At 59.8% G+C, this 22,783-nt stretch carries 22 protein-coding genes; 10 read left to right on the top strand and 12 right to left on the bottom strand.

Annotation, left to right across the window (positions count from 1 at the left end):
- The first annotated feature begins 4 nt into the window (after nt 1–4).
- Genes AHA_RS09460 through AHA_RS09450 form a run of 3 tightly spaced genes read left to right on the top strand, consistent with a single transcriptional unit; the run spans nt 5 to nt 2,737 of the window.
- Nucleotides 5–898, top strand: a complete 894-nt coding sequence (locus tag AHA_RS09460; protein WP_011705750.1) for an ABC transporter permease subunit — start codon at nt 5–7, stop codon at nt 896–898.
- On the top strand, nt 898–1,896 hold the full coding sequence (locus tag AHA_RS09455) for a peptide ABC transporter ATP-binding protein (RefSeq protein WP_011705749.1): 999 nt from the start codon (nt 898–900) through the stop codon (nt 1,894–1,896). The genes AHA_RS09460 and AHA_RS09455 overlap by 1 nt, the downstream gene beginning before the upstream one ends.
- A 55-nt stretch (nt 1,897–1,951) precedes the next feature.
- A complete protein-coding gene (locus AHA_RS09450; RefSeq protein ID WP_011705748.1) occupies nt 1,952–2,737 on the top strand; it encodes a peptide ABC transporter ATP-binding protein in 786 nt (261 codons plus the stop codon).
- A 154-nt stretch (nt 2,738–2,891) separates the two neighbouring features.
- Here the strand turns inward: AHA_RS09450 and miaE are convergent, their stop codons facing one another.
- The 8 genes from miaE to lrp all read right to left on the bottom strand — a co-directional run bounded on the left by miaE (nt 2,892) and on the right by lrp (nt 13,068).
- Nucleotides 2,892–3,650 carry a tRNA isopentenyl-2-thiomethyl-A-37 hydroxylase MiaE gene (gene miaE, locus AHA_RS09445; protein ID WP_011705747.1) on the bottom strand — a complete coding sequence of 253 codons (759 nt, stop codon included), beginning with the start codon at nt 3,648–3,650 and terminating at the stop codon, nt 2,892–2,894.
- Nucleotides 3,651–3,835: 185 nt separating this feature from the next.
- Entirely contained in the window at nt 3,836–5,356 is a 1,521-nt protein-coding gene (gene purF, locus AHA_RS09440) for an amidophosphoribosyltransferase (RefSeq protein WP_011705746.1), read from the bottom strand.
- A gap of 21 nt (nt 5,357–5,377) precedes the next feature.
- Entirely contained in the window at nt 5,378–5,866 is a 489-nt protein-coding gene (locus tag AHA_RS09435) for a CvpA family protein (RefSeq protein ID WP_011705745.1), read from the bottom strand.
- A gap of 186 nt (nt 5,867–6,052) precedes the next feature.
- On the bottom strand, nt 6,053–7,348 hold the full coding sequence (gene serS / locus AHA_RS09430; protein ID WP_011705744.1) for a serine--tRNA ligase: 1,296 nt from the start codon (nt 7,346–7,348) through the stop codon (nt 6,053–6,055).
- A 339-nt stretch (nt 7,349–7,687) separates the two neighbouring features.
- On the bottom strand, nt 7,688–9,025 hold the full coding sequence (locus AHA_RS09425; protein ID WP_026080312.1) for a replication-associated recombination protein A: 1,338 nt from the start codon (nt 9,023–9,025) through the stop codon (nt 7,688–7,690).
- Nucleotides 9,026–9,166: 141 nt separating this feature from the next.
- Nucleotides 9,167–9,775 (bottom strand): outer membrane lipoprotein chaperone LolA, encoded by a 609-nt coding sequence (lolA, locus tag AHA_RS09420; RefSeq protein WP_011705742.1) that lies wholly within the window; start codon nt 9,773–9,775, stop codon nt 9,167–9,169.
- Between the two features lie 77 nt (nt 9,776–9,852).
- Nucleotides 9,853–12,375 (bottom strand): DNA translocase FtsK, encoded by a 2,523-nt coding sequence (locus AHA_RS09415; RefSeq protein WP_011705741.1) that lies wholly within the window; start codon nt 12,373–12,375, stop codon nt 9,853–9,855.
- A gap of 201 nt (nt 12,376–12,576) precedes the next feature.
- Nucleotides 12,577–13,068 carry a leucine-responsive transcriptional regulator Lrp gene (lrp, locus tag AHA_RS09410; protein ID WP_011705740.1) on the bottom strand — a complete coding sequence of 164 codons (492 nt, stop codon included), beginning with the start codon at nt 13,066–13,068 and terminating at the stop codon, nt 12,577–12,579.
- A 149-nt stretch (nt 13,069–13,217) separates the two neighbouring features.
- Here lrp and AHA_RS09405 point away from each other — a divergent pair, with 149 nt between their 5' ends.
- The 3 genes from AHA_RS09405 (at nt 13,218) to AHA_RS09395 (ending at nt 16,220) form a co-directional block, all read left to right on the top strand.
- Nucleotides 13,218–13,448 (top strand): alanine dehydrogenase, encoded by a 231-nt coding sequence (locus AHA_RS09405; RefSeq protein WP_077392346.1) that lies wholly within the window; start codon nt 13,218–13,220, stop codon nt 13,446–13,448.
- Nucleotides 13,449–13,964: 516 nt separating this feature from the next.
- Nucleotides 13,965–14,915 carry a thioredoxin-disulfide reductase gene (gene trxB, locus AHA_RS09400; protein ID WP_164927605.1) on the top strand — a complete coding sequence of 317 codons (951 nt, stop codon included), beginning with the start codon at nt 13,965–13,967 and terminating at the stop codon, nt 14,913–14,915.
- Nucleotides 14,916–14,972: 57 nt separating this feature from the next.
- Nucleotides 14,973–16,220, top strand: coding sequence for a response regulator (locus tag AHA_RS09395; RefSeq protein WP_011705738.1), 1,248 nt, complete (start codon nt 14,973–14,975; stop codon nt 16,218–16,220).
- Nucleotides 16,221–16,330: 110 nt separating this feature from the next.
- On the opposite strand, the gene AHA_RS09390 is transcribed toward AHA_RS09395, so the two are convergent.
- Nucleotides 16,331–16,801 (bottom strand): outer membrane lipoprotein, encoded by a 471-nt coding sequence (locus AHA_RS09390; RefSeq protein WP_011705737.1) that lies wholly within the window; start codon nt 16,799–16,801, stop codon nt 16,331–16,333.
- A 19-nt stretch (nt 16,802–16,820) separates the two neighbouring features.
- On the opposite strand from AHA_RS09390, the gene aat reads away from it, so the two are divergent.
- The 3 genes from aat to infA all read left to right on the top strand — a co-directional run bounded on the left by aat (nt 16,821) and on the right by infA (nt 18,529).
- Complete coding sequence (gene aat, locus AHA_RS09385; RefSeq protein WP_011705736.1) at nt 16,821–17,528, top strand: leucyl/phenylalanyl-tRNA--protein transferase; 708 nt, start codon at nt 16,821–16,823, stop codon at nt 17,526–17,528.
- On the top strand, nt 17,525–18,241 hold the full coding sequence (locus AHA_RS09380; RefSeq protein ID WP_011705735.1) for an arginyltransferase: 717 nt from the start codon (nt 17,525–17,527) through the stop codon (nt 18,239–18,241). The genes aat and AHA_RS09380 overlap by 4 nt, the downstream gene beginning before the upstream one ends.
- Before the next feature lie 69 nt (nt 18,242–18,310).
- A complete protein-coding gene (infA, locus tag AHA_RS09375; RefSeq protein WP_005300033.1) occupies nt 18,311–18,529 on the top strand; it encodes a translation initiation factor IF-1 in 219 nt (72 codons plus the stop codon).
- Between the two features lie 69 nt (nt 18,530–18,598).
- Here the strand turns inward: infA and clpA are convergent, their stop codons facing one another.
- Both clpA and clpS read right to left on the bottom strand, forming a co-directional pair.
- Nucleotides 18,599–20,851 carry an ATP-dependent Clp protease ATP-binding subunit ClpA gene (clpA, locus tag AHA_RS09370; RefSeq protein WP_011705733.1) on the bottom strand — a complete coding sequence of 751 codons (2,253 nt, stop codon included), beginning with the start codon at nt 20,849–20,851 and terminating at the stop codon, nt 18,599–18,601.
- Between the two features lie 59 nt (nt 20,852–20,910).
- Nucleotides 20,911–21,228 carry an ATP-dependent Clp protease adapter ClpS gene (clpS, locus tag AHA_RS09365; protein ID WP_005300028.1) on the bottom strand — a complete coding sequence of 106 codons (318 nt, stop codon included), beginning with the start codon at nt 21,226–21,228 and terminating at the stop codon, nt 20,911–20,913.
- A gap of 228 nt (nt 21,229–21,456) precedes the next feature.
- Here clpS and cspD point away from each other — a divergent pair, with 228 nt between their 5' ends.
- On the top strand, nt 21,457–21,675 hold the full coding sequence (cspD, locus tag AHA_RS09360) for a cold shock-like protein CspD (protein WP_011705732.1): 219 nt from the start codon (nt 21,457–21,459) through the stop codon (nt 21,673–21,675).
- A 107-nt stretch (nt 21,676–21,782) separates the two neighbouring features.
- On the opposite strand, the gene folD is transcribed toward cspD, so the two are convergent.
- Nucleotides 21,783–22,646 carry a bifunctional methylenetetrahydrofolate dehydrogenase/methenyltetrahydrofolate cyclohydrolase FolD gene (gene folD, locus AHA_RS09355; protein WP_011705731.1) on the bottom strand — a complete coding sequence of 288 codons (864 nt, stop codon included), beginning with the start codon at nt 22,644–22,646 and terminating at the stop codon, nt 21,783–21,785.
- Nucleotides 22,647–22,783 lie beyond the last annotated feature (137 nt).

Here is a 22,783-nt window from a genome sequence, read left to right as displayed (position 1 = left end):
TCCTATGCAAGACAAGACTAGCCTCTACCCCGAGCTCAAGATCCTCTCGCCGCTGGAGCAGACCTGGGCCTCCTATCGCCGCAATCCGCTGGCGATGGCAGGGCTCTGGTGCTTCGTGATCCTGCTGCTCATCACCCTGTTCGGCCCGCTGGTGGTGCCCTACGGCATCGACGAGCAGCACAGCGCCCGCTTGCTGCTGGCCCCCTCCTGGGCCAACAGCGGCAACATCGATTATTTCCTCGGTACCGACGATCTGGGGCGCGACATCCTCTCCCGGCTGGTGGTGGGCGCCAGGTTTACCTTTGGCAACGCCCTGCTGGTGGTGGTGATCGCCATGGTGGCGGGTACCGCCATCGGCATCCTCGGCGGCATGAGCAAGGGGCTCAAGTCGAGCGTGCTGCACCACCTGCTCGATACCCTGCTCTCCATCCCCTCCCTGCTGCTGGCCATCATCATGGTGGCCATCCTGGGGCCGGGTCTGTTCAATACCCTGATCGCCATCACCCTGGCGCTGATCCCTCCCTTCATCCGGGCCACCTACAACGCGGTCCACACCGAGATGCAGAAGGAGTACATCATCGCCAGCCGGCTCGACGGCTCGCCCCCCTTGCGCATCATGCGGCTGGCCATTTTGCCGAACATCGTCGAGACCCTGGTGGCCCAGACCACCCGCACCCTGTCGGCAGCCATCCTCGACATCTCGGCAGTGGGCTTTCTCGGCCTCGGCGCCCAGTCACCGCAACCGGAATGGGGCGCCATGCTGGCCGACTCCAGCGATCTCATCTATCTCGCCCCCTGGACCGTGACCCTGCCGGGCATGGCCATCCTGTTCAGCGTGCTGGTCACCAACCTGGTTGGCGAAGGCATTCGCGAAGCACTCAAAGAGGGGAATGACTGATGCCTCTGCTCGACATACGCAACCTCACCATCGAGATCGACACCCCGCAGGGCAAGGTCAAGGCGGTGGACAAGGTGAGCCTGACCCTGGCCGAGGGGGAGATCCGCGGCCTGGTGGGCGAATCAGGCTCCGGCAAGAGCCTGGTGGCCAAGGTGATCGTCGGCATCCAGAAGGACAACTGGACGGTGCGCGCCGACCGGATGCGCTTCAACGACATGGACTTGCTGACCATGGCGCCTCGCGAGCGGCGCCGCATCATGGGCCGCGAGATCGCCATGATCTTCCAGGACCCCATCAGCTGTCTCGACCCCTCCGAGGAGATCGGCACCCAGCTGGAAGAGGCGATCCCGACCGACTCCTTCGAGGGGCAGTTCTGGCAGCGCTTCCAGTGGCGCAAGAAGAAGGCCATCGCCTTGCTGCACCGGGTCGGCGTCAAGGATCACCGCAAGGTGATGCGGGCCTACCCTCACGAGCTGTCGGACGGCATGTGCCAGAAGGTGATGATCGCCATGGCCATTGCCAACCAGCCGCGCATGCTGGTGGCGGACGAGCCCACCAGTGCCATGGAATCCACCACCCATTCCCAGATCCTGCGGCTGCTGGACAAGATGAACAAGCTGGGCAACACCACCATCCTCATCATCAGCAACGACATTGCCGCCATCGCCAACCTGACCGACACCATCAACGTGATGTATTGCGGCCAGATGGTGGAGGTGGGCACCCGGGAGCAGATCCTGGAGACGCCGCACCACCCCTATACCGATGCGCTGCTCAAGTCGATCCCCGACTTTGACAAGCTGGTGCGCCACAAGTCGCGCCTGGAGACCCTGCCCGGCGTGATCCCGCCGCTGCAGCACCTGCCCATCGGTTGCCGGCTCGGCCCCCGCTGCCCCTACGCCCAGAAGCAGTGCGTGCAGACCCCGCTGATGAGCAAGATCAAGGGGCACCAGTTCAGCTGCCACTTCCCGTTGAACATGGAAGAGCCCAAAAAGTGAATTCAATCCCGTATCAGAGCGTGGCAGCATGCCCTCTCACCAAGGAGCCAGGACAGTGATCGAACCCTCCCTGTTGCAGGTCAGGGGCCTGTGCAAGACCTATCAGAACCGCACCGGCCTGTTTCGACGCCGGGCGGTGGAAGCCATCAAGCCGCTCTCCTTTGATCTCGAGGTGGGCCAGACCCTGGCCATCGTCGGCGAGGCCGGCTCCGGCAAGAGCACCCTGGCCCGCATTCTGGCGGGCATGATAGAGCCGAGCGGTGGCGAGATCGCCATCGAGGGGCAGCCGATGATCCACGGCGACTATCAGACCCGCTGCAAGCTGCTGCGGATGATCTTCCAGGACCCCAACTCCTCCCTCAATCGCAAGATCCGGGTCGGCCAGATCCTGGAGACGCCGCTGCGCCTCAACACCGAGATGACCGAGGAGGAGCGGCGCGACAAGGTGGTGCAGACCCTGCGCATGGTGGGCATGCTGGCTGACCACGCCCTCTTCTATCCGCAGATGCTCTCCGCCGGTCAGCAGCAGCGGGTGGCGCTGGCACGGGCACTGATCCTCAACCCCAAGATCGTGGTGGCCGACGAGGCGCTCTCCACCCTGGATATCTCGGTGCGCTCCCAGATCATCAACCTGCTGCTGGAGATGCAGGAGACCATGGGGCTGAGCTATGTGCTGGTGGCCAACGATCTGGGGGTGGTGAGCCACATCAGCGACGAGGTGCTGGTGATGCACGAAGGGCGGGTGGTGGAGCGCGGCAAGACCCTCAAGGTGTTCGCCGATCCCCAGCACGAGGTGACCCGGCGCCTCATCCAGAACTACAACAACGAATACCGCCGCTGATCCGCGCCCGGCGGCTCGCCGCCGGCCCTTGCCCGCCGTTGTCGCGCCTGAAAAAGAGACAAAAAAATCCCGGCTCAGGGGCCGGGAATTGCGCTCAAAAATGAATGCGTCGCTCGTAGTAGGAACGCTGCAATGGTAGGCAGCGCCCTGCCCGTCAACAACTGTCAGATCTGACAGGAAGACCGCTATGGAACCGGAACTGCGGATCCGGCGAGCGGATCAGCTCCGCCTCCACCTGACCGAAGAAGGCCACCCGTTCACTGATGTCCTCCCCCGCATATTGCTCGGCCAGCGCCAGATAGTCCTGATAGTGGCGCGCCTCGGAGCGCAGCAAGGAGACGTAGAAACGGCCCAGCTCCTCGTCCAGATGGGGCGCCAGCTTGGCAAACCGCTCGCAGGAGCGCGCCTCGATATAGGCGCCGATGATCAGTTTGTCGACGATGGTGGCGGGCTCGTGGGTACGCACATGCTGCATCAGGTTGCGGGCATAGCGGGAGGCGGTCACCGGGCCATAGGGAATGTCGCGGGCCTGCATGATCTCCAGCACCTGCTCGAAGTGGTGCAGCTCCTCCTGAATGAGCCGCACCATGGGAAACAGCAACGGATTGCGCTCCAGCTCGGCAAAGACCGAGCGTTCGGACTCCCCCATGCTGCGCTTGCCCAGGATCTCGGCTTTCTCCGGGATGGCATCCAGCTCCCGATAGAACTCCAGCTTGGGCAACAGATGACGCTTGCCCTTGGGCAGGCAGTAGCGGCGCACCAGGCTGTGGGCGGTGAGCGCGGCCTTGTTCTCGCAGTTGGCGTGATCGATGAGCAGGGTCGGCAGCCAGGCGGGATCCCGCGCCATCTCGATCCACGCATCCGGGGTCTCGCAGTGCAAAAACTGGCGCACGGGGGCTAGCAGGTCATCCATCTGAATTCTCGTCTGTTCGGGTTGATACGGCGGCGACCCATGCTAGCGGATCCCGCCGCCACTGCCCATAGCTGCGGATACAAACGCTGCTTTTTCAAGCAGATACCACATCCTTTTCGGCGAGCGGAAACAACAATGGGGGCCTGGGCCCCCATCTCGTTGCAACACCCCAGCGTGGAAAACGTTTAACTGCCTTCGTTAAAAATTTCCAGGTTGCTGGTGCCTTCCTGCCACTCGCGCACCGCCTTGTTGTCATCGCTGCGCATGGCGTTGAGGTGGTCGAGGTAGGATTGATCCACGTCGGAGGTGACGTAGTGACCGTTGAACACCGAGGTCTCGAAGTGGCGCAGCTCGGGGTTGATCTCCCGCACCGCCGCTTCCAGATCTTCCAGATCCTGGAAGATGAGGCCGTCGGCGCCAATCAGCTTGCACACCTCTTCAACTTCCCGGCCGTGGGCGATCAGCTCGTTGGCGGTGGGCATGTCGATGCCGTAGACGTTGGGGAAGCGAATTTCCGGCGCCGCCGAGGCGAAGTAGACCTTGGCTGCCCCCGCTTCACGGGCCATCTGGATGATCTGCTCGGAAGTGGTCCCGCGCACGATGGAATCGTCCACCAGCAACACCTTCTTGCCTTTGAACTCGGAGCTGATGGCATTGAGCTTGCGGCGCACCGACTTCTTGCGCTGGGTCTGGCCCGGCATGATGAAGGTACGGCCTATGTAGCGGTTCTTCACGAAGCCCTGACGATAGGGCAAGTCCAGGGTGTGGGCGATCTCCAGCGCCACGTCGCAGGAGGTCTCGGGGATGGGGATGACCACGTCCACGTCGAGATCTTCCCACTCGCGGGCAATCTTCTGGCCCAGCTTGCGACCCATGTTGAGGCGGGCGGCATAGACCGACACCTTGTCGATGCACGAATCAGGGCGGGCGAAGTAGACGTATTCGAAGATGCAGGAGCTCATCTGCGGGTTCTCCGCACACTGCTCGGAGAAGAGCTGGCCCTGCTCGGTGATGTAGATGGCCTCCCCCGGCGCGACGTCGCGCACCGTTTCGAAACCGATGGCGTCAAGCGCCACGCTCTCGGAGGCGAGCATGTACTCCACCTGCCCCTGCTCGTCGACCCGGCGGCCCAGGATCAGCGGGCGAATGCCGTTGGGGTCGCGAAAACCGATGAGGCCGTGGCCGATCACCAGGGAGACCACGGCATAGGCACCGCGGATCTGCTGGTGCACCTTGCGCACCGCCGAGAAGATGTCTTCCGGGCGCAACGCCATCTTGTCGCAGAGATCCAGCTCGTGCGCCAGCACGTTCAGCAGCACCTCGGAGTCCGAGGTGGTGTTGATGTGGCGACGGGCCACCTTGAACTGCTGCTCCTTGAGCTCCTTGGCGTTGGTGAGGTTGCCGTTGTGGGCCAGCACCATGCCGTAGGGGGAGTTCACGTAAAAAGGTTGGGCTTCAGCGGCACTGGAGCTGCCTGCGGTGGGATATCTGACATGTCCTATGCCGATATGCCCTTTCAAGCGCTGCATGTGACGCACTTCAAACACGTCCTTCACCAGGCCGTTGGCCTTGCGTTGCCGGAAGTTTCCACTGTCAATGGTCACGATCCCGGCGGCATCCTGTCCCCTGTGCTGCAACACCGTCAAGGCGTCGTAGAGGGCCTGATTGACGGGGGTGGTGCCAACTATACCGACAATACCACACATGTCTTTGCTACCTCGAAGTCACTATACCTGTTTAAGAAAACTCGATGAGTTCAGCATGAACCCGAAAAACCACTGGATGACCGGCTTGAACTCGGGCACCAGCTTGGACGCCGTCCACCAGTCGCTCTGGGAGAGGTTGGTGAAGGTATCCATGAAAAAAAGCAGGGCACTGACGATCAGTACCCCGCGAATAGCGCCAAAACAGATGCCAAGCACCCGATCGGTGCCGGACAGCCCCGTCTTGTCTACCAACAGCCCCACCACGTAGTTCACCACGCTGCCGAGGATCAGGGTCGCCACGAACAGGGCGGCGATGGCCAGGCCGTTGCGCACCAGTGGGTCGCTGAACGAGGTGAAGTAGATGGCGAGATCCGAATAGAAATGGCTGGCGATGAAGAAGGCGACGAACCAGGTGACAAGGGACATGGCCTCCTTGACGAAGCCGCGCACCAGGCTGATGAGAGCAGAAAAACCGACGATGCCGATGATGGCGTAATCAATCCAGACCATAGAAAAAGATGTCCTGCGAAATTGCGGCGCAGTCTAACAAAAACGATTGCGCAATGCTTGATAAAAATGTGTTAACGGTTCAAACAGGCGGCGAACCAGCGCATTCACTGCCCATTGAAACGGTTGACCGACGCCATAATGCACAACGCCATGGCATGCCATGGCGTTGTCGTCTGCAATGAGCGCTTACCCGATGTGGGTCAGGCCGCCCATGTAGGATTGCAGCGCCGCCGGGATGGCGATGCGGCCGTCTTCCTGCTGGTAGTTCTCGATCACCGCCACCAAGGTGCGACCCACAGCCAGGCCGGAGCCATTCAGGGTGTGCAGCAGCTGCGGCTTGCCATCGATGCGCACGCGAGCCTGCATGCGGCGCGCCTGGAAGTCGGTGCAGTTGGAGACGGAGGAGATCTCGCGGTAGGTGTTCTGGGCCGGCAGCCACACTTCCAGATCGTAGGTCTTGGCGGCGCAGAAGCCCATGTCACCAGTGGAGAGCGCCATCACACGATACGGCAGCTCCAGCAGCTGCAGCACCTTCTCGGCGTGACCCGCCATCTCTTCCAGCGCTTCCCAGGATTTCTCAGGGTGCACCAGCTGGACCATCTCGACCTTGTCGAACTGGTGCATGCGGATGAGGCCACGGGTATCACGGCCGTAGGAGCCCGCTTCGGAACGGAAGCAGGGACTGTGGGCGGTCATCTTGATGGGCAGTTCCTGCTCGTCGAAGATCTCGTCGCGGGCCATGTTGGTGAGCGGCACTTCGGAGGTCGGGATCAGGGAGAACTTGCGTACCTTGCCCTCTTCTTCCCCTTCGCCGTCGATGCCGGTATTGAACAGGTCCTGGGAGAACTTCGGCAGCTGGCCGGTACCGTACAGGCTGTCCGGGTTGACCAGATAGGGCACGTAGCACTCGGTGTAACCGTGCTGCAGGGTGTGCAGGTCCAGCATGAACTGGGCCAGGGCACGGTGCAGACGGGCAATCTGGCCCTTCATCACCACGAAGCGGGAGCCGGAGAGCTTGACGCCGTTCTTGAAGTCAACGCCCTTGGCCGCTTCACCCAGATCGATGTGATCGCGTACCGGGAAGCTGAACTCGCGCGGGGTGCCCCAACGGCGCACTTCCACGTTGTCGTTCTCGTCACGACCGACCGGGGTGGTGTCGCTCGGCAGGTTGGGGATGGCGTCTGCGATGACCTTCAGCTCGGCCAACAGGGCATCCAGCTCGACCTTGCTGGTCTCGAGCTCTTCGTTGATCTTGGTGACCTCGGCCTTGAGCGGGGCAACATCTTCGCCACGACGGGCAGCCTCACCGATGGATTTGGAGCGGGCGTTGCGCTCGGCCTGCAGCTCCTGGGTACGGGACTGCAGATCCTTGCGTTTCTCTTCCAGAGCATTGACAGCCGCTACGTCTAGAACGTAGCCACGTGTCGCCAGACGAGCGGCAGCTTCGGCGATATCGCTGCGCAGATATTTGGGATCCAGCATGGTTTACCTACTTTTTTAAAATGGGATCTGGGCCTGAGTCATCATGACGGGCTGGAAAACAGATCCGGAAGTTAACATCGGTTGGCGCACCCCTGTCGTCTTTCAGAATCGGGCCTATGGTGAGCAGGCCTTCGAAATCAAGAAGATGGCACCAGGCCAAGACAAGCGGGGTCAGAGGGCCAGTGTATCAGACCGCCCCCCCGCCCGAACAGGGACTATTGCGCCCGTTTTGCCCTGTTTTCCGGGGGATGACGACCTGGATCAAATCGGCTGACCAATTAACGCGCAACCCGGCAAGACAGACCCGGGAGAGGCTCGCTACCAGCCGCCATTGCATCACTATTTGTCCCGTTGCCGCGGGCTCTGCCGATCCAGCTCATGCAGATAGTCGAGCTTCTGGGCTATCTGCTTCTCCAGCCCACGCTCGGTGGGCTGATAGTACTGCTTGCCGGCCAGCTCGGGCGGGAAGTACTGCTCGCCGGCGGCATAGGCACCGGGCTCGTCGTGGGCGTAACGGTACTCGGCGCCATAGCCCAGCTCGCTCATCAGCTTGGTCGGTGCATTGCGCAGGTGCGGCGGCACCTCGAAGTCCGGCAGGTTCTTGGCATCGTGAAGCGCCGCCTTCCAGGCGGTGTAAACCGCATTGCTCTTGGGCGCGCAGGCGAGATAGACGATCGCCTGGGCAATGGCCCGCTCCCCTTCCGCCGGTCCGATGCGGTGGAAGCAGTCCCAGGCCGAGAGCGCCACCTGCATGGCTCGCGGGTCGGCATTGCCCACGTCCTCGGAGGCAATCGCCAGCAACCGGCGCGCAATATAGAGCGGATCGCAACCGGCGCTCACCATGCGGGCATACCAGTAGAGCGCCGCATCCGGCGCCGAGCCGCGAATGGACTTGTGCACCGCCGAGATGAGGTCGTAGAAGTGATCGCCCCCCTTGTCGAAGCGCGCCACGTGCTCCCCCACCACGGCGGCCAGCAGGGTGCTGTCGATAAGCTTGTGGCCGCTGCCGTCAGGCTCGGCCATGTCGGCCAGCAGCTCCAGGTAGTTGAGGGACTTGCGCCCGTCCCCATCCACCGCTTTGGCCAGCGCCTCCTTCACCCCGGGGGCGAAGGTCAGCGCCGGATCATTGAGCCCGCGAGCGTCCTGCATCGCCTGATCGATCAGGGTGAGGATGTCCTCCTCCTCCAGCCGTTTGAGCAGATAGACCCGGGCCCGGGAGAGCAGCGCGTTGTTCAGTTCGAACGAGGGGTTTTCGGTGGTGGCACCGATGAAGGTGATGGTGCCATCTTCGATGTGAGGCAGGAACACGTCCTGCTGGCTCTTGTTGAAACGGTGCACCTCGTCCACGAACAGGATGGTGCGCACCCCGCGCCAGCTGTTCTCCTTGGCCTTGTCGATGGCGGCGCGGATCTCCTTGATACCGGAGGTGACCGCCGAGAGCCGCTCGACCTCGGCCTGGCAGTAGTGGGCCATCAGCTCGGCCAGCGTGGTCTTGCCGGTGCCGGGAGGCCCCCACAGGATCATGGAGTGGCAGTGGCCGGCCAGGATCGCTTTGCGCAGGGGCTTGTCAGGCCCCAGGATATGTTGTTGACCGATGTACTGCTCGAGGGTTTGCGGCCGCATCCGGGCCGCCAACGGACGAAAGTCCGACGAGAAATCCAGCGACAAGTTGCTCATCTGTATTGACCCACGCATACCGCCATGGAAAAACGGCCCGACGAGACATCCAACAAGAGGTTACTCATCGGTATTGACCCCCAGCGTCACGCCCATCCATTGGCAGATGGGCCGACGCGAAATCCAGCGACCGCCTGCTCATCAGCGCTGATCGTCCAGCGCGACCCCCTTCGGGATCTTGAAGACAAATTCGTTGCCCTTGAGCACCGGCTTGCGGTTGAAGTTGCTCAGGGTGAACTCGCTCCACTGGCCCTGGGCCTCTTTCACGTCGAAGCGGCTGATGTTGTTCTGCCTGTCGAAGGTGATGCGGAAGGAGGCGATCAGCTCGTCCTGGTTGCGACTGGTGACGGTATAGACATCCCCTTCCTGGGTCACGTCATAGTTCTTCCAGAGGCTGTTGTCGTTGCCGGCGATCAGTACAAAGGGGGTGTTGAGCACCGCATCCTTCATCTTGAGGGCGGTGACCTGCTCGACGAAGGGATCATAGACCCAGACATCCTTGCCATCGGCCACGATCAGGCTCTCGTCCGGCGAGGTGGTGTGCCAGTTGAAGCGATTGGGGCGCTGCACCAGCAGATCGCCGCCGGCGCGCTGCAGCTCCTTGCCCTTGCTGTCATAGACGGTCTGGGCAAACTTGGCGGAGAAGAGGCTCACCCCCGCCAGCTTCTGCTTGAGATCGCTGGCCGCGTCAGCCCATACCTGGCTGCTGGCAACCAGCAGCACAGTGCCCATCAACAGTTGTTTTTTCATCATGCTTTTCATAACGGCTATCTCGATAAAAGGCCACGCCCGCAGGGGGCATGGCCAGGATGATAGAGGGGTAAGGCTTAGTCCCGTACCGGTGGCGGGGCCAGCACGTCGCGCTGACCATTGCCGCCCGGGGCGCTGACGATGCCCTGGTTTTCCATCTGCTCGATGAGACGGGCCGCCCGGTTGTAACCAATCTTGAACTTGCGTTGCACGCTGGAGGTAGAGCCGCGGCGCGACTCCACCACGAAGGCCACCGCCTCGTCGAACAGGGGGTCGAGTTCTTCGTCGTCACCACCGCCATATTCGCCGCTGCCGCCCTCGCCGCCGGATTCACCGGAGAGGATCTCCTCGATGTAGTTCGGCTCGCCGCGCAGTTTCCAGTCCGCCACCACCTTGTGCACCTCGTGGTCGTCGACAAAGGCGCCGTGCACCCGGGTCGGGTTGGAGGTACCGGCCGGCATGTAGAGCATGTCGCCCATGCCGAGCAGGGATTCGGCGCCGCCCTGATCGATGATGGTACGGGAGTCGATCTTGCTCGACACCTGGAACGAGATACGGGTCGGGATGTTGGCCTTGATAAGACCGGTAATGACATCCACCGACGGACGCTGGGTCGCGAGGATCAGGTGGATACCGGCCGCCCGCGCCTTCTGGGCGATACGGGCGATCAGCTCCTCCACCTTCTTGCCGACGATCATCATCATGTCGGCAAACTCGTCCACCACCACGACGATGTGGGGCAGTTTTTCCAGCTCAGGCGGCATCTGGTCCATGGAGTCGCCCGGACGCCACAGCGGATCCAGCAGGGGTTCCCCTTCCTCGATGGCCGCCAGCACCTTGTCGTTGTAGCCCTTGAGGTTGCGCACCCCGACCGCCGACATCAGCTTGTAGCGACGCTCCATCTCGCCCACGCACCAGCGCAGGGCGTTGGCGGCGTCCTTCATGTCGGTCACCACCTCGGTCAGCAGATGGGGGATCCCCTCGTAGACCGACAGCTCCAGCATCTTGGGGTCGATCATGATGAAGCGCAGATCGTCCGGCGTCGACTTGTAGAGCATGGAGATGATCATGGTGTTCACCCCCACCGACTTACCGGAGCCGGTGGTACCGGCCACCAGCAGATGGGGCATCTTGGCGAGGTTCACCACCACGGGTTCGCCGGCGATGTCCTGACCCAACCCCATGGTGAGCGGGTTGCGGCTGTCGCGGAAGGCGTCACAGTCGAGGGTCTCGCGCAGGTAGACGGTCTGACGCACCCGGTTGGGCAGCTCGATCCCGACGAACGTCTTGCCCGGGATCACTTCCACCACCCGCACGCTGCTGGCCGACAGAGAGCGGGCCAGATCGCGGGAGAGGTTGGTGATCTTGCTCGCCTTCATGCCAGGCGCCAGATCCAGTTCGAAACGGGTGATGACGGGGCCCGGATAGACACCCACCACCTTGGCCTGCACGTTGTAGTCGGCCAGTTTCGCCTCCACCAGCCGGCCCATGCGCTCCAGCTCGTCCTTGCTCATCATCTGGGTCTTGGCGGGCGGACGATCCAGCAGCTCGATGCTGGGCAAGGGGGGCAGCCCAGGTTGCAGGCGGCGCTTGGGCTTGCCGGGCGTGGGAGCAGCCGGCGCAGGCGCCTCTTCATCCCCTTCCGCCCAGGGCAGATCCAGATCATCGTCCTCGTCATCGGCCGTGACCAGGGCTGGCTGACGACGGGCACCGTTGGTGGCGGCTCGCTTGGCCTTGGCTACCGGGGCCGGCTCGTCATCTTCATCGTCAAACTGCGGGTCGAACTGGAAGGTATCCTCATCAAGCTCGGGCAGCCACTCATCGGACTTGGCCTTCTGGCTCTTGGTTGCGGCTTTTTCCTTGGGACGACGGGTCCAGCTGGAGTGCGGTTCATCTTCCTCGTCATCGAGCTCGATGGCACCCACGCCCCCTTCCAGCAAGGGATCCGGTCCCTCAACCCGAGGCTGGCGCCAGCCGCCGGTCAACCAGCGGCCGAGGGTGGTGGGAAAATGGTAAACGGCGCTGACCGAACCGGTGCAGGCGGCCCCGATTCGCTCGACGATGGTCAGCCAGGACCAGCCGGTGAACAGGGTGATGCCGGTGGCCACAAAGCAGAGCAGCATCAGGTTGGCACCGACCCCGCCAAACAGCGGCACCACGGCGGAGGAGATCACGTCCCCCACCAGGCCGCCGGCGGAAAAATTCTGCAGATCATTGAAGTTCATGCTGGCGATGGCGGACATGCCGAGCACGGTCAGCACGAAGCCGACGATGCGCACCGACAGGGTGAGGTAATCCACATCGAGCAGGCGGCTTGGGCGCCAGAACAGGCTCCAGCCCAGCAGCACGACTAAGGGAGGAACCAGATAGGAAAACGCCCCGAAGGTAAACATGGTGATGTCGGCGAGCCAGGCCCCCGCGCTGCCGGCGAGGTTTTTCACCTCCCCTTGCCAGGAGGTCTGGGACCAACCGGGATCGGCGGGGTGGTAGGACAACAGGGCAAGCAAGAGATAGGCAGCCATCAGGGTGATGGCGATCAAGACGGCTTCGAAGATCCGTTGTGTACCTGATAAAGGAGTAAACAGCTTTTTATCGGCCAAACTCCGGCTCCTTTCTGAAAACATGTAATGCAGGGGGATAAGGGGGCCTAGTATCCCTGAAAAGCCCACCGGTTGTCAGCCAGTGCCTGGCGTGGCGGCCATATTCACAACCGACTCGATAAGAAGAAACGAGCGGACCGGCCGCTCGTTTCTGAATGTCGTGACTTGTCGCAAGGCTGGCAAGCCACAGCATAACCCGACTCAACGGGTGCTGATCACCAGACGACTGCTCTGTTTGACCTCTTCCATCACCACATAGGTGCGAGTGTCGTTGACACCGGGCAGACGCAGCAGGGTTTCCCCCAGCAGACGGCGATAGGCCGACATGTCGCTGACTCGGGTCTTGAGCAGATAGTCGAAATCGCCGGAGACCAGATGGCACTCCTGGATCTCCTCGAGCACCTGAACAGCCTTGTTGAACTGCTCAAACACATCGGGGGCACCGCGATTGAGGGTAATTTCCACGAATACCAGCAGAGACGCGTCCAGATAATGAGGGTTCAGAATGGCGGCATACTCTTCGATATACCCTTGTCGCTCGAGGCGACGAACCCGTTCCAGACACGGTGTAGGACTCAGGCCAACTCGTTTGGACAACTCAACGTTCGAAATTCTGCCATCCTTTTGCAGCTCATTCAGAATGTTGCGGTCAATCCTGTCCAAATCCTTTAGCCGACTCTTAGCTTCCATCATTTATTCCATCCTTTGGCTATTTTTTGGTAAGAATCACCAGTCATTTTATAATTATGGTCACAAATCCTGTCAATACCTGAATATGCAAGGCGCAAATGTTGCCAAACTAGCTTGCAACATAAACCACCAATCGATAGTCGAGGGATAGCATGATTATCGGTGTACCTAAAGAAATAAAAAACCATGAATACCGCGTAGGCATGGCTGTGGCCAGTGTACGTGAACTGACAGCACGAAACCATACTGTTTTCGCCCAAAGCGGCGCAGGAAGCGGCATTGATTCAGGTGGTGCAGATTATCGCGCTGCCACTGCCGCTATTTTGTCCTGCATTGCAGCAATTTTCACCGCGGCCGACGTATCCATCAGACTCAAAACATAACGACTCCCCCTCCCTGCGTCTTCGTCGCAACTGCCCGGCAATGATTTGGCATTCGCCCTGCAGAATAACGAAAGGCCGCCATCATGAATGTGCCCATCGGGAGAGCGGCCACCCCAGCGAGATCCCCCCGCATGTCAATGCGCGGCCTGATTAGCTGCCCCCGTACTCATGAGGCAGCCATGGCCTGAAGCGCTGTGCGACAAAGCACCGGCAGCGAGGGCCACTGCGCCAAAACTTGTCAATCGCGCCTAGATCGCCGCCACACCAGCGGACAGGATCAGCCTGGTGGGCAGCGCCCACTGGCAAACGCGGCTGCAAACACCCTTCCCAACCTCATCAATAGGAATGCGTGCCACGCCCGGTTGTGGAGCCTTCCGCGACAGGGCATGTTTTCAGCCCTTTCTTACCCCCCTGCCACCCCGCCAGCCGATTGATGCAATCGACTCACTGGCCTTTGACCCCTTATCACGAATTACCTACAATCGCGCAAACTCATCACGTCTCGGAAATCACATCATGAGCCAAGTCACTCATAGCAAACTGCTGATCCTGGGGTCAGGCCCGGCGGGTTACACTGCCGCCGTCTATGCCGCCCGTGCCAATCTCAATCCGCTGCTCATCACCGGCATGCAGCAAGGCGGTCAGCTGACTACCACCACCGAAGTGGAGAACTGGCCCGGTGACCCCGAGGGGCTTACCGGTCCGGCCCTGATGGAGCGCATGAAAGAGCATGCGGAGAAGTTCGACACCCGCATTCTGTTTGACCACATCAATGAAGTGCAGCTGACCCAGCGTCCGTTCCGTCTCAAGGGCGACAACGGCGAATACACCTGTGATGCGCTGATCATCGCCACCGGCGCCTCCGCCAAGTACCTAGGCCTGCCTTCCGAAGAGGCCTTCAAGGGCCGCGGCGTCTCCGCCTGCGCCACCTGTGACGGCTTCTTCTATCGCAATCAGGAAGTGGCCGTGGTCGGCGGCGGCAACACCGCCGTGGAAGAGGCGCTCTATCTGGCCAACATCGCCAAGAAGGTGCACCTCATTCACCGTCGCGACGAGTTCCGCGCCGAGAAGATCCTGATCAAGCGTCTGCACGACAAAGTGGCCAGCGGCAATATCGTGCTGCACACCCACCAGACTCTGGACGAAGTGCTGGGCGACGACATGGGGGTGACCGGCGTGCGTCTGCGCAACACCCAGAACGACACCACCACCGACCTGCCACTGATGGGCGTCTTCATCGCCATCGGTCACCAGCCCAATACCCAAATCTTCGCCGGCCAGCTGGATATGCAGAACGGCTATCTGAAGGTGCGTGGCGGCCTCGACGGCTTCGCCACCCAGACCAGCATCGAAGGGGTATTTGCCGCCGGTGACGTGGCCGACCACACCTACCGCCAGGCCATCACCTCGGCCGGCACCGGCTGTATGGCCGCCCTCGATGCCGAGCGCTATCTGGACGCGCAATAAGCACAAGGGATATAAAAGGCATGCCGCGAGGCATGCCTTTTTACTTTAAGGAGCCGGATGAAACAGAAAATATTGATAGTCGAGGACAGTCTGACCATTCGACGGATGCTGATCCAGGCCATTGCCCAGCAAACCGGGCTGGAGATCGATGCATTCGACACCCTGGAGGGTGCCCGCCACTGTCGGGGAGAAGAGTACGTGGTGGCACTGGTGGATCTGACCCTGCCGGATGCCCCCAGCGGGGAAGCGGTCAAGGTGTTGCTGGAGCGGGGCTTGCCGGTGGTGATCCTCACTGCCGATATCAGCGAGGAGAAGCGCGCAGCCTGGCTGGAAGCTGGGGTGCTGGACTATGTGATGAAGGATTCACGCCACTCCCTGCAATACGCCGTCAGCCTGGTTCATCGCCTCTACCTCAACCAGCGCATCGAAGTGCTGGTGGTCGATGATTCACGCACCTCCCGCCACCGCACCATGGCCCAGTTGCGCAAGCAGCTGCTGCAGGTGCATGAGGCGAGCCACGCCCGCGAAGCCCTGGCCCAGCTCGAACAGAACCCGGCCATTCGGCTGGTGCTGGTCGACTACTACATGCCAGAAATTGACGGGATCAGCCTGGTGCGCATGCTGCGCGAGCGTTACAGCAAGCAGCAGCTCGCCATCATCGGCATCTCGGTGTCGGACAAGCGCGGCCTCTCCGCCCGCTACCTCAAGCAGGGTGCCAACGACTTCCTCAACCAGCCGTTCGAACCGGAAGAGCTGCAATGCCGGGTCAGCCATAACCTGGAAGCGCTGGAGCAATTCAACAGCATCCAGGAGTCGGCCAATCGCGACTACCTGACCGGGCTCTACAACCGGCGCTACTGGTTCAATGAAGGACAGAAATGGTTCGAGGAACACCAGCGTCAGGAGACGCCCCTTGCACTGTGCGTGCTCGATGTGGATCACTTCAAGCAAGTCAACGATCACTGGGGCCATGCCATCGGCGATCAGTTGCTCTGCCACCTCACCCGGCTGCTCACCCAGTTCTTCCCCGATGCCATGATCGCCCGCTTCGGTGGCGAGGAGTTTGCCCTGATGGTGCCCCACTGCACCGTGCCGGTGCTGCTCAAACGGCTGGAGGGGCTGCGCCAGCAGATGCGCCAGCAACCCCTGTCCAGAGAGACGCCGCTGTTTGTTCGCGCCAGTTTCGGGGTGATCAAGGTCGGGCGCGGTTCCATGGACGAGGCACTGAGCGAGGCGGATCGCCTGCTCTATCAGGCAAAGAACACCGGCCGTGACAAGATAGTGTCGCAGGACTCATCGGCCTGACGTTACCTCGCCAGATGTTCTCCGTGTAGTACCCGCCCGACAGCTTGCCCAGCCGGCAGCGTGTCGGGTCACTTCTCCCCCCTTGATGACCGCTTGAGCCAGCGCCAGCTTCAATAGGTCTTGTCGACCCGCACGCCATCGTCGAAATAGAGGATGCGCACCTTGTCGCCGTTCATGAACACCATGGCCGGATCGTAATCCTGAATAACGTTGACCAGCCCGTTTTGTTCGTTGCGGATAAGCAGCTCCACCAGCTTGTTCTCCACCACAGTGCCGCCCGATTGATACTGCTGCGCCGCGGCCGCCCCCGCCAATGCACCGACCGCAGTAGCAATTTCACGACCATGACCGCCACCAAACTGGTTACCAAGCAGCCCCCCCAGGACGGCGCCGCCCAATGTTTTCCAGCCGGAGTGTTCTGATTCCAGAATTTGGCGCTGGGTGATGTTGCGCACCGTCTCGACCTGGCCAAACACCACCTGATTCACGGGTCTTGCCGTATTGCGCTCGTAGACCTGCGCCCAGGCGGGCGCAGTGACAAAGCAAAACAAGCTGGATACTATCAGGATAATGGCCTTCATCTATGAACCTCGTTACCTTATGTCTCGCTATCTTACCCAATTGGATGATGAGCTGTGCTGGTTTCCCGACCCCGAGCATGCCCTGGAGGAACCCAACGGCCTGCTGGCGATCGGCGGGGATCTCTCCCCGGCCCGTCTGCTGGCAGCTTACCACAAGGGGATCTTCCCGTGGAATGAACCCCACCAGCCGCTGCTGTGGTGGTCACCGGATCCCAGAGGCGTCATCCGGCCGGAACAGCTGCACATCGGTCGCACCCTGCGCAAATTTATCCGTGGTACCTCATTCGATATTTCCATCGATCGCGCCTTTAATGAGGTTATAGCGGCCTGCGCCGCGCCCCGTCGCAGTGCCAGTGGAACCTGGATTAGCACACCCATGATCGACGCCTATCGACAGTTGCACCGCCTTGGCCATGCCCACTCCATCGAGATCTGGCAGGAGGGTCAGTTGCAAGCCGGCCTCTATGGTCTCTCCCTCGGCCGGGTGTTCTGCGGCGAGTCCATGTTCAGCCGTATCGACAACGGCGCCAAACTGGCCATGGTGGCCCTCTGCCAGCACTTCGCCCGCCATGATGGCGCCTTGATCGATTGCCAGATGCAGAACGATTTTTTGGCCACCCTGGGAATAGAAGAGTGGCCGAGACGCCAATTTTTGACGACGCTGGCACAACTGAGCCGACAACCGCTGGCGGCCAATTGCTGGCAAACGGGGAGCATTCTGTTATGACCGAAGAAGTGATCCTCAAGGTAGGGCTGACCCCGAAGCACCAATGCAGCTATCTGGGTCATGAGCAGGAGCAATTGCTGGTGTTGATGGATCACAGCCTGCTCAATGCCAGCGGCTACGAACGCCTGCTGACGGCTGGCTTTCGGCGCAGCGGCAACGACATCTATCGTCCCCACTGCCCGGCCTGCAATGCCTGCCAGTCTCTACGCATCCACAGCGAGCGCTTCGTGCCGAGCCGCAGCCAGAAGCGGATCCGCCAGCTCAATCAGGATATCGAACTGGTACTCAGCTACGACGACAAGCCAGAGTACTACCAGCTCTATGAACGCTACATTCGCGAACGCCATCATGACGGCAGCATGTATCCCCCCAGCCGTACCCAGTACAAGGGCTTCCTGCACTGTGACTGGATGCCGCCCCTCTATCTGGAAATGCGCAAGGATAACCGGCTGATCGGGGTCGCTACCACGGATCTGCTGCCCCACTCCCTCAGCGCCATGTACACCTTTTTCGACCCGGCCCATGCCGATCGTTCCCTCGGTACCTTCGCCATTCTGAGCCAGTTGGAACTGGCCAGAAGAACCGGTCGCAGCTGGCTATATCTGGGCTATCTGGTGGAGGAGTGCCGCAAGATGAATTACAAGCGGCAGTATCTGCCCCATGAACGGTTGATACAGGGTGAATGGAAAAATATCGACAGCAAGCCCGAGTAAACTTTACACATAGCCTTAAATCCGGCATGATCCAGCGGATTTTTTGTTGTGGCTTATCAAGAGGATTCAATGGCTAAAGAAGACAGTATTGAGATGCAGGGCACTATTCTCGAAACCCTGCCCAATACCATGTTCCGTGTGGAACTGGAGAATGGTCACGTGGTTATCGCTCATATTTCCGGCAAGATGCGCAAAAACTACATCCGTATCCTGACTGGGGACAAAGTAACGGTAGCTCTGACTCCGTACGATCTCTCCAAGGGACGTATTGTTTTCCGCTCTCGCTAAGCCAGGAATTCAGCAAAAAACCCCAACCTTCCGGTTGGGGTTTTTTGTGGTTTTCCAACAGCGTTAAGCTTAGTGGGAAACAGCTTCAACATTGACCTGATAGTCAAAGCTGAGGCTGTCATTTATCAACTCAACCTTCACTCCCCCCCCATCGACCAAGGATCCGAACAGGATCTCATTGGCAAGGGGTTTCTTGAGGTGTTCCTGGATGACCCGCCCCATGGGTCTCGCTCCCATGGCCCTGTCATATCCCTTCTCGGCCAACCAGTGGCGGACACCCTCGGACACTTCAAGAGACACGCCCTTGGCATCCAGTTGTACCTGCAACTCGACGATGAACTTGTCGACCACCTGGTGTATCACCTGCATATCCAGATGGTTGAACCAGATGGTGTGATCGAGCCGGTTACGAAACTCCGGGCTGAACGTCTTGTTGATCACCGCCATGGCATCATGGCTCATATCCTGTTGCTGGAAGCCGATGGATTTGCGCTGGGTCTCCTGCACGCCGGCGTTGGTGGTCATCACCAGGATCACATTGCGAAAATCCGCCTTGCGCCCGTTGTTGTCGGTCAGGGTGCCGTTGTCCATCACCTGCAGCAGCAGGTTGAACACGTCCGGGTGCGCTTTTTCGATCTCGTCCAGCAGCACCACTGAGTGCGGATGCTTGAGTACCGAGTCGGTCAGGAGTCCACCCTGCTCAAAGCCCACATAGCCGGGAGGAGCCCCGATCAGGCGAGAGACGGTGTGGCGTTCCATGTACTCCGACATGTCAAAACGCAGCACCTCGACGCCGAGCGCCTTGCCCAACTGCTGAGTAACCTCGGTCTTGCCCACCCCGGTCGGGCCGGCAAACAGGAAGCAACCCACCGGGCGACGCTCATTACCAAGGCCCGAGCGTGACAAGCGAATGGAATCGGTCAGCACCTCGATGGCCTTGTCCTGACCAAATACCACCATCTTGAGGTTGCGCTCCAGATTCTTCAGCACTTCCTTGTCGGAAGAGGAGACTGATTTCTCCGGGATGCGGGCAATCTTGGCCACAATGGCTTCGATCTCCTGCACATTGATCACTTTCTTGCGCTTGCTCGCCGGCAGCAGCCGTTGTCCGGCACCGGCTTCGTCGATCACGTCGATCGCCTTGTCAGGCAGATGGCGATCATTGATGTACTTGGCAGAGAGCTCCACCGCGGCGCGGATGGCCTTGACGGTGTAGCGCACCCCGTGGTGAGCCTCATAGCGGCTCTTGAGACCCATGAGGATGCGGGTGGTGTCATCCACACTGGGCTCGACGATATCGATCTTCTGGAAGCGACGCGCCAGAGCACGGTCCTTCTCAAAGATCTGGGAATATTCCTGATAGGTGGTGGAGCCGACACAGCGCAGCAAACCATTGGAGAGCAGCGGCTTGATAAGGTTGGCCGCGTCCAGCTGACCACCGGAGGCCGCCCCTGCCCCTATGATGGTGTGGATCTCGTCGATGAACAGAATCGCCCCTTCCTGGCGCTCGATCTGCTTGAGCAGCACCTTGAGGCGCTTCTCGAAATCACCGCGATACTTGGTCCCCGCCAGCAGCGAGCCCATGTCCAGGGAATAAATGGTGCTGCCCGCAATCACCTCGGGCACATCGCCCTTGACGATACGATAAGCCAGTCCTTCGGCGATAGCCGTCTTGCCTACCCCGGCTTCACCAACCAGTAAGGGGTTGTTCTTGCGACGGCGGCAGAGCACCTGGATGGTGCGATTGAGCTCCTGATCCCGCCCGATGAGCGGATCGATACGCCCTTCCAGCACCAGCTGATTGAGATTGGTGGCAAAGCTTTCTATCTGGGCGGCAGACACATCGTCGTCGGACTCGGCATTGTTGCTGCTGTTGTCCGGCTTGCTGTCTTTGCGCACGCCATGGGAGAGGAAGTTGACCACGTCCAGCCGGCTGATCTCGGCCTTTTTCAGGAAGTAAGCGGCCTGGGACTCCTGCTCGCTGAAAATGGCAACCAGCACGTTGGCACCACTGACTTCCGTGTTGCCCGATGATTGGACATGGAACACGGCGCGTTGCAGCACCCGCTGGAAGCCCAGTGTGGGCTGGGTTTCACGATCTTCATCGTCACGGGGAATAAGCGGGGTTGTTTGACTGATGAATGCGCTGATCTCTTTGCGCATCAGCTCCACGTCAGCACCACAAGAACTCAGCGCCTCATGGGCTGAGCTGTTATCCAGCAGGGCTAACAACAGGTGCTCGACAGTCATGAATTCGTGGCGCTCGTCACGGGCCAGTTTGAAAGCCTCGTTCAGCGTCTTTTCTAGATCTTTATTCAACATAGGCACCTCCCCTAATACAGCAACAATGTGGTGTCGTCATCGCCATCAAGTCATCAGATTCAAGCCTTTTCCATGGTACACAGCAGTGGATGTTCGTTGTTACGTGCATAGGTGTTGACCTGGACCACTTTGGTTTCGGCAATCTCGGCGGTGAACGTGCCACAGACTCCCTTACCACTATAATGCACGCTCAGCATCACCTGAGTGGCCTTGTCCAAATCCATACCAAAGAACTTTTGCAGCACCTCCACCACGAACTCCATCGGTGTGTAGTCATCGTTGTTCAGGACGACCTTGTACATGGGTGGCGGCTGCAGCTTGGTTTTCTCTGCTTCTGCAATCTCTTCATTAGCAAAGAGTTCTTTCTGCTTGCTCATAATCGCGCTTTGGTACCTCTAGATTACTACCGCCTAACACAAGATTGTCAATAGACTTGTTAACCAGATCACATCAGTTGTTAACAACTCCTTGACTCGCTCAAAAGTTAGACTAGATTGGTTACTTGCTAATCGGCGCCCGTCTGCTATGGGCTATGTTACTAGTTATAAAGGGCTGGCGCAGGTTACTCAACGACTTCAAGGTAATCAATAAAAGGATGTAGATGTATGGCAACCGGAACAGTCAAGTGGTTTAACAACGCAAAAGGATTTGGGTTTATCTGTCCGGAAGGAGGTGGTGAAGATATCTTCGCCCACGACTCCACGATACAAATGGAAGGCTACAAGACGCTGAAAGCAGGTCAAGCAGTCAACTTTGAACTGCAACAGGGGCCGAAAGGCAATCACGCCTCTGTCATTGTGCCAAACGAAGCACAGAACATGTAAGAGTCGAACTGGATAAATAAAAAAACCGGCAAGCCGCAAGGTTGCCGGTTTTTTTATTGCTGCAATTTACAGGAGAAGTTCGTTCCCCCGAGCAGACTACAAGGAAATCATTGCGCGTTGTCGTGATAGTCCTGACAGGCGCTCAGGGTATTTTCCATCAGACTGGCAACCGTCATGGGGCCAACCCCGCCCGGTACAGGCGTGATGAAGGAGGCATGATTGCGCGCGGTCTCAAACTCAACGTCACCGACCAGAGAGCCGTCCGCCAACCGGTTGATACCCACGTCGATCACCAGTGCTCCCGGTTTGATCCACTCACCCGGAATGAAGTTGGGTTTGCCAACCGCCACCACCAGCAGGTCGGCACGGCGAACCTGATCTTCCAGATCCTGAGTGAAACGGTGGCAGGTGGTGGTAGTACAACCTGCCAGCAGCAGCTCCAGCGTCATCGGCCGACCGACGATGTTGGATGCCCCGACTACTACCGCATGCAGACCATGCGTTTTAACACCGGTCGCTTCAATCAGCGTCATGATGCCTTTGGGCGTACAAGGGCGCAGTGCCGGGATACGCTGTGCCAGCCGACCCACGTTGTAGGGATGGAAACCATCCACATCCTTGTCGGGGCGAATACGCTCCAATACCTGGGTCGTATCGCAGTGAGCTGGCAAGGGGAGCTGCACCAGAATACCGTCAACGTCTGCGTCTTCATTCAGCTTATCGATCAGTGCCAGCAACTCTTCCTGGCTCGCCGTCGCATCCAGATCGTAAGAGCGGGAGATAAAGCCTACCTCTTCGCAGGCGCGCCGCTTGCTGCCGACATAGACCTGCGAGGCAGGATCTACCCCGACCAGGATCACCGCCAAGCCCGGCGCCCGTTTTCCTTGTGCCAACCGCTGTTGGACTTGCGCTGCGACCTGATTGCGAATCGTTTGCGCAACCTGTTTTCCATCAATGATTTTGGCAGACATCGTTCTTCACTCACCATGTGTTCAACTGCCGCGCATTGTCGCATTTTTTTGCCACGGGTGTTAGCGGCTCTCGCATGGAGGGCAATAAGTAGGCATTTGAATTCATTGGTGGAAAAATTCGTTGACGCTGGCTTTCC

This window comes from Aeromonas hydrophila subsp. hydrophila ATCC 7966 (assembly GCF_000014805.1).
In the GTDB taxonomy this organism is placed as follows: domain Bacteria; phylum Pseudomonadota; class Gammaproteobacteria; order Enterobacterales; family Aeromonadaceae; genus Aeromonas; species Aeromonas hydrophila.
This window is presented reverse-complemented; position numbering and strand designations above follow the sequence as displayed.

Bases quoted from the DNA above. Each gene is read 5' to 3' on its own strand.
- AHA_RS09460 (WP_011705750.1), top strand. From the start codon at position 5: ATGCAAGACAAGACTAGCCTCTACCCCGAGCTCAAGATCCTCTCGCCG.
- AHA_RS09455 (WP_011705749.1), top strand. From the start codon at position 898: ATGCCTCTGCTCGACATACGCAACCTCACCATCGAGATCGACACCCCG.
- miaE (WP_011705747.1), bottom strand. From the start codon at position 3,650: ATGGATGACCTGCTAGCCCCCGTGCGCCAGTTTTTGCACTGCGAGACC.
- purF (WP_011705746.1), bottom strand. From the start codon at position 5,356: ATGTGTGGTATTGTCGGTATAGTTGGCACCACCCCCGTCAATCAGGCC.
- AHA_RS09435 (WP_011705745.1), bottom strand. From the start codon at position 5,866: ATGGTCTGGATTGATTACGCCATCATCGGCATCGTCGGTTTTTCTGCT.
- serS (WP_011705744.1), bottom strand. From the start codon at position 7,348: ATGCTGGATCCCAAATATCTGCGCAGCGATATCGCCGAAGCTGCCGCT.
- AHA_RS09425 (WP_026080312.1), bottom strand. From the start codon at position 9,025: ATGAGCAACTTGTCGCTGGATTTCTCGTCGGACTTTCGTCCGTTGGCG.
- lolA (WP_011705742.1), bottom strand. From the start codon at position 9,775: ATGAAAAAACAACTGTTGATGGGCACTGTGCTGCTGGTTGCCAGCAGC.
- lrp (WP_011705740.1), bottom strand. From the start codon at position 13,068: ATGATGGAAGCTAAGAGTCGGCTAAAGGATTTGGACAGGATTGACCGC.
- AHA_RS09405 (WP_077392346.1), top strand. From the start codon at position 13,218: ATGATTATCGGTGTACCTAAAGAAATAAAAAACCATGAATACCGCGTA.
- trxB (WP_164927605.1), top strand. From the start codon at position 13,965: ATGAGCCAAGTCACTCATAGCAAACTGCTGATCCTGGGGTCAGGCCCG.
- AHA_RS09395 (WP_011705738.1), top strand. From the start codon at position 14,973: ATGAAACAGAAAATATTGATAGTCGAGGACAGTCTGACCATTCGACGG.
- AHA_RS09390 (WP_011705737.1), bottom strand. From the start codon at position 16,801: ATGAAGGCCATTATCCTGATAGTATCCAGCTTGTTTTGCTTTGTCACT.
- aat (WP_011705736.1), top strand. From the start codon at position 16,821: ATGTCTCGCTATCTTACCCAATTGGATGATGAGCTGTGCTGGTTTCCC.
- AHA_RS09380 (WP_011705735.1), top strand. From the start codon at position 17,525: ATGACCGAAGAAGTGATCCTCAAGGTAGGGCTGACCCCGAAGCACCAA.
- infA (WP_005300033.1), top strand. From the start codon at position 18,311: ATGGCTAAAGAAGACAGTATTGAGATGCAGGGCACTATTCTCGAAACC.
- clpA (WP_011705733.1), bottom strand. From the start codon at position 20,851: ATGTTGAATAAAGATCTAGAAAAGACGCTGAACGAGGCTTTCAAACTG.
- clpS (WP_005300028.1), bottom strand. From the start codon at position 21,228: ATGAGCAAGCAGAAAGAACTCTTTGCTAATGAAGAGATTGCAGAAGCA.
- cspD (WP_011705732.1), top strand. From the start codon at position 21,457: ATGGCAACCGGAACAGTCAAGTGGTTTAACAACGCAAAAGGATTTGGG.
- folD (WP_011705731.1), bottom strand. From the start codon at position 22,646: ATGTCTGCCAAAATCATTGATGGAAAACAGGTTGCGCAAACGATTCGC.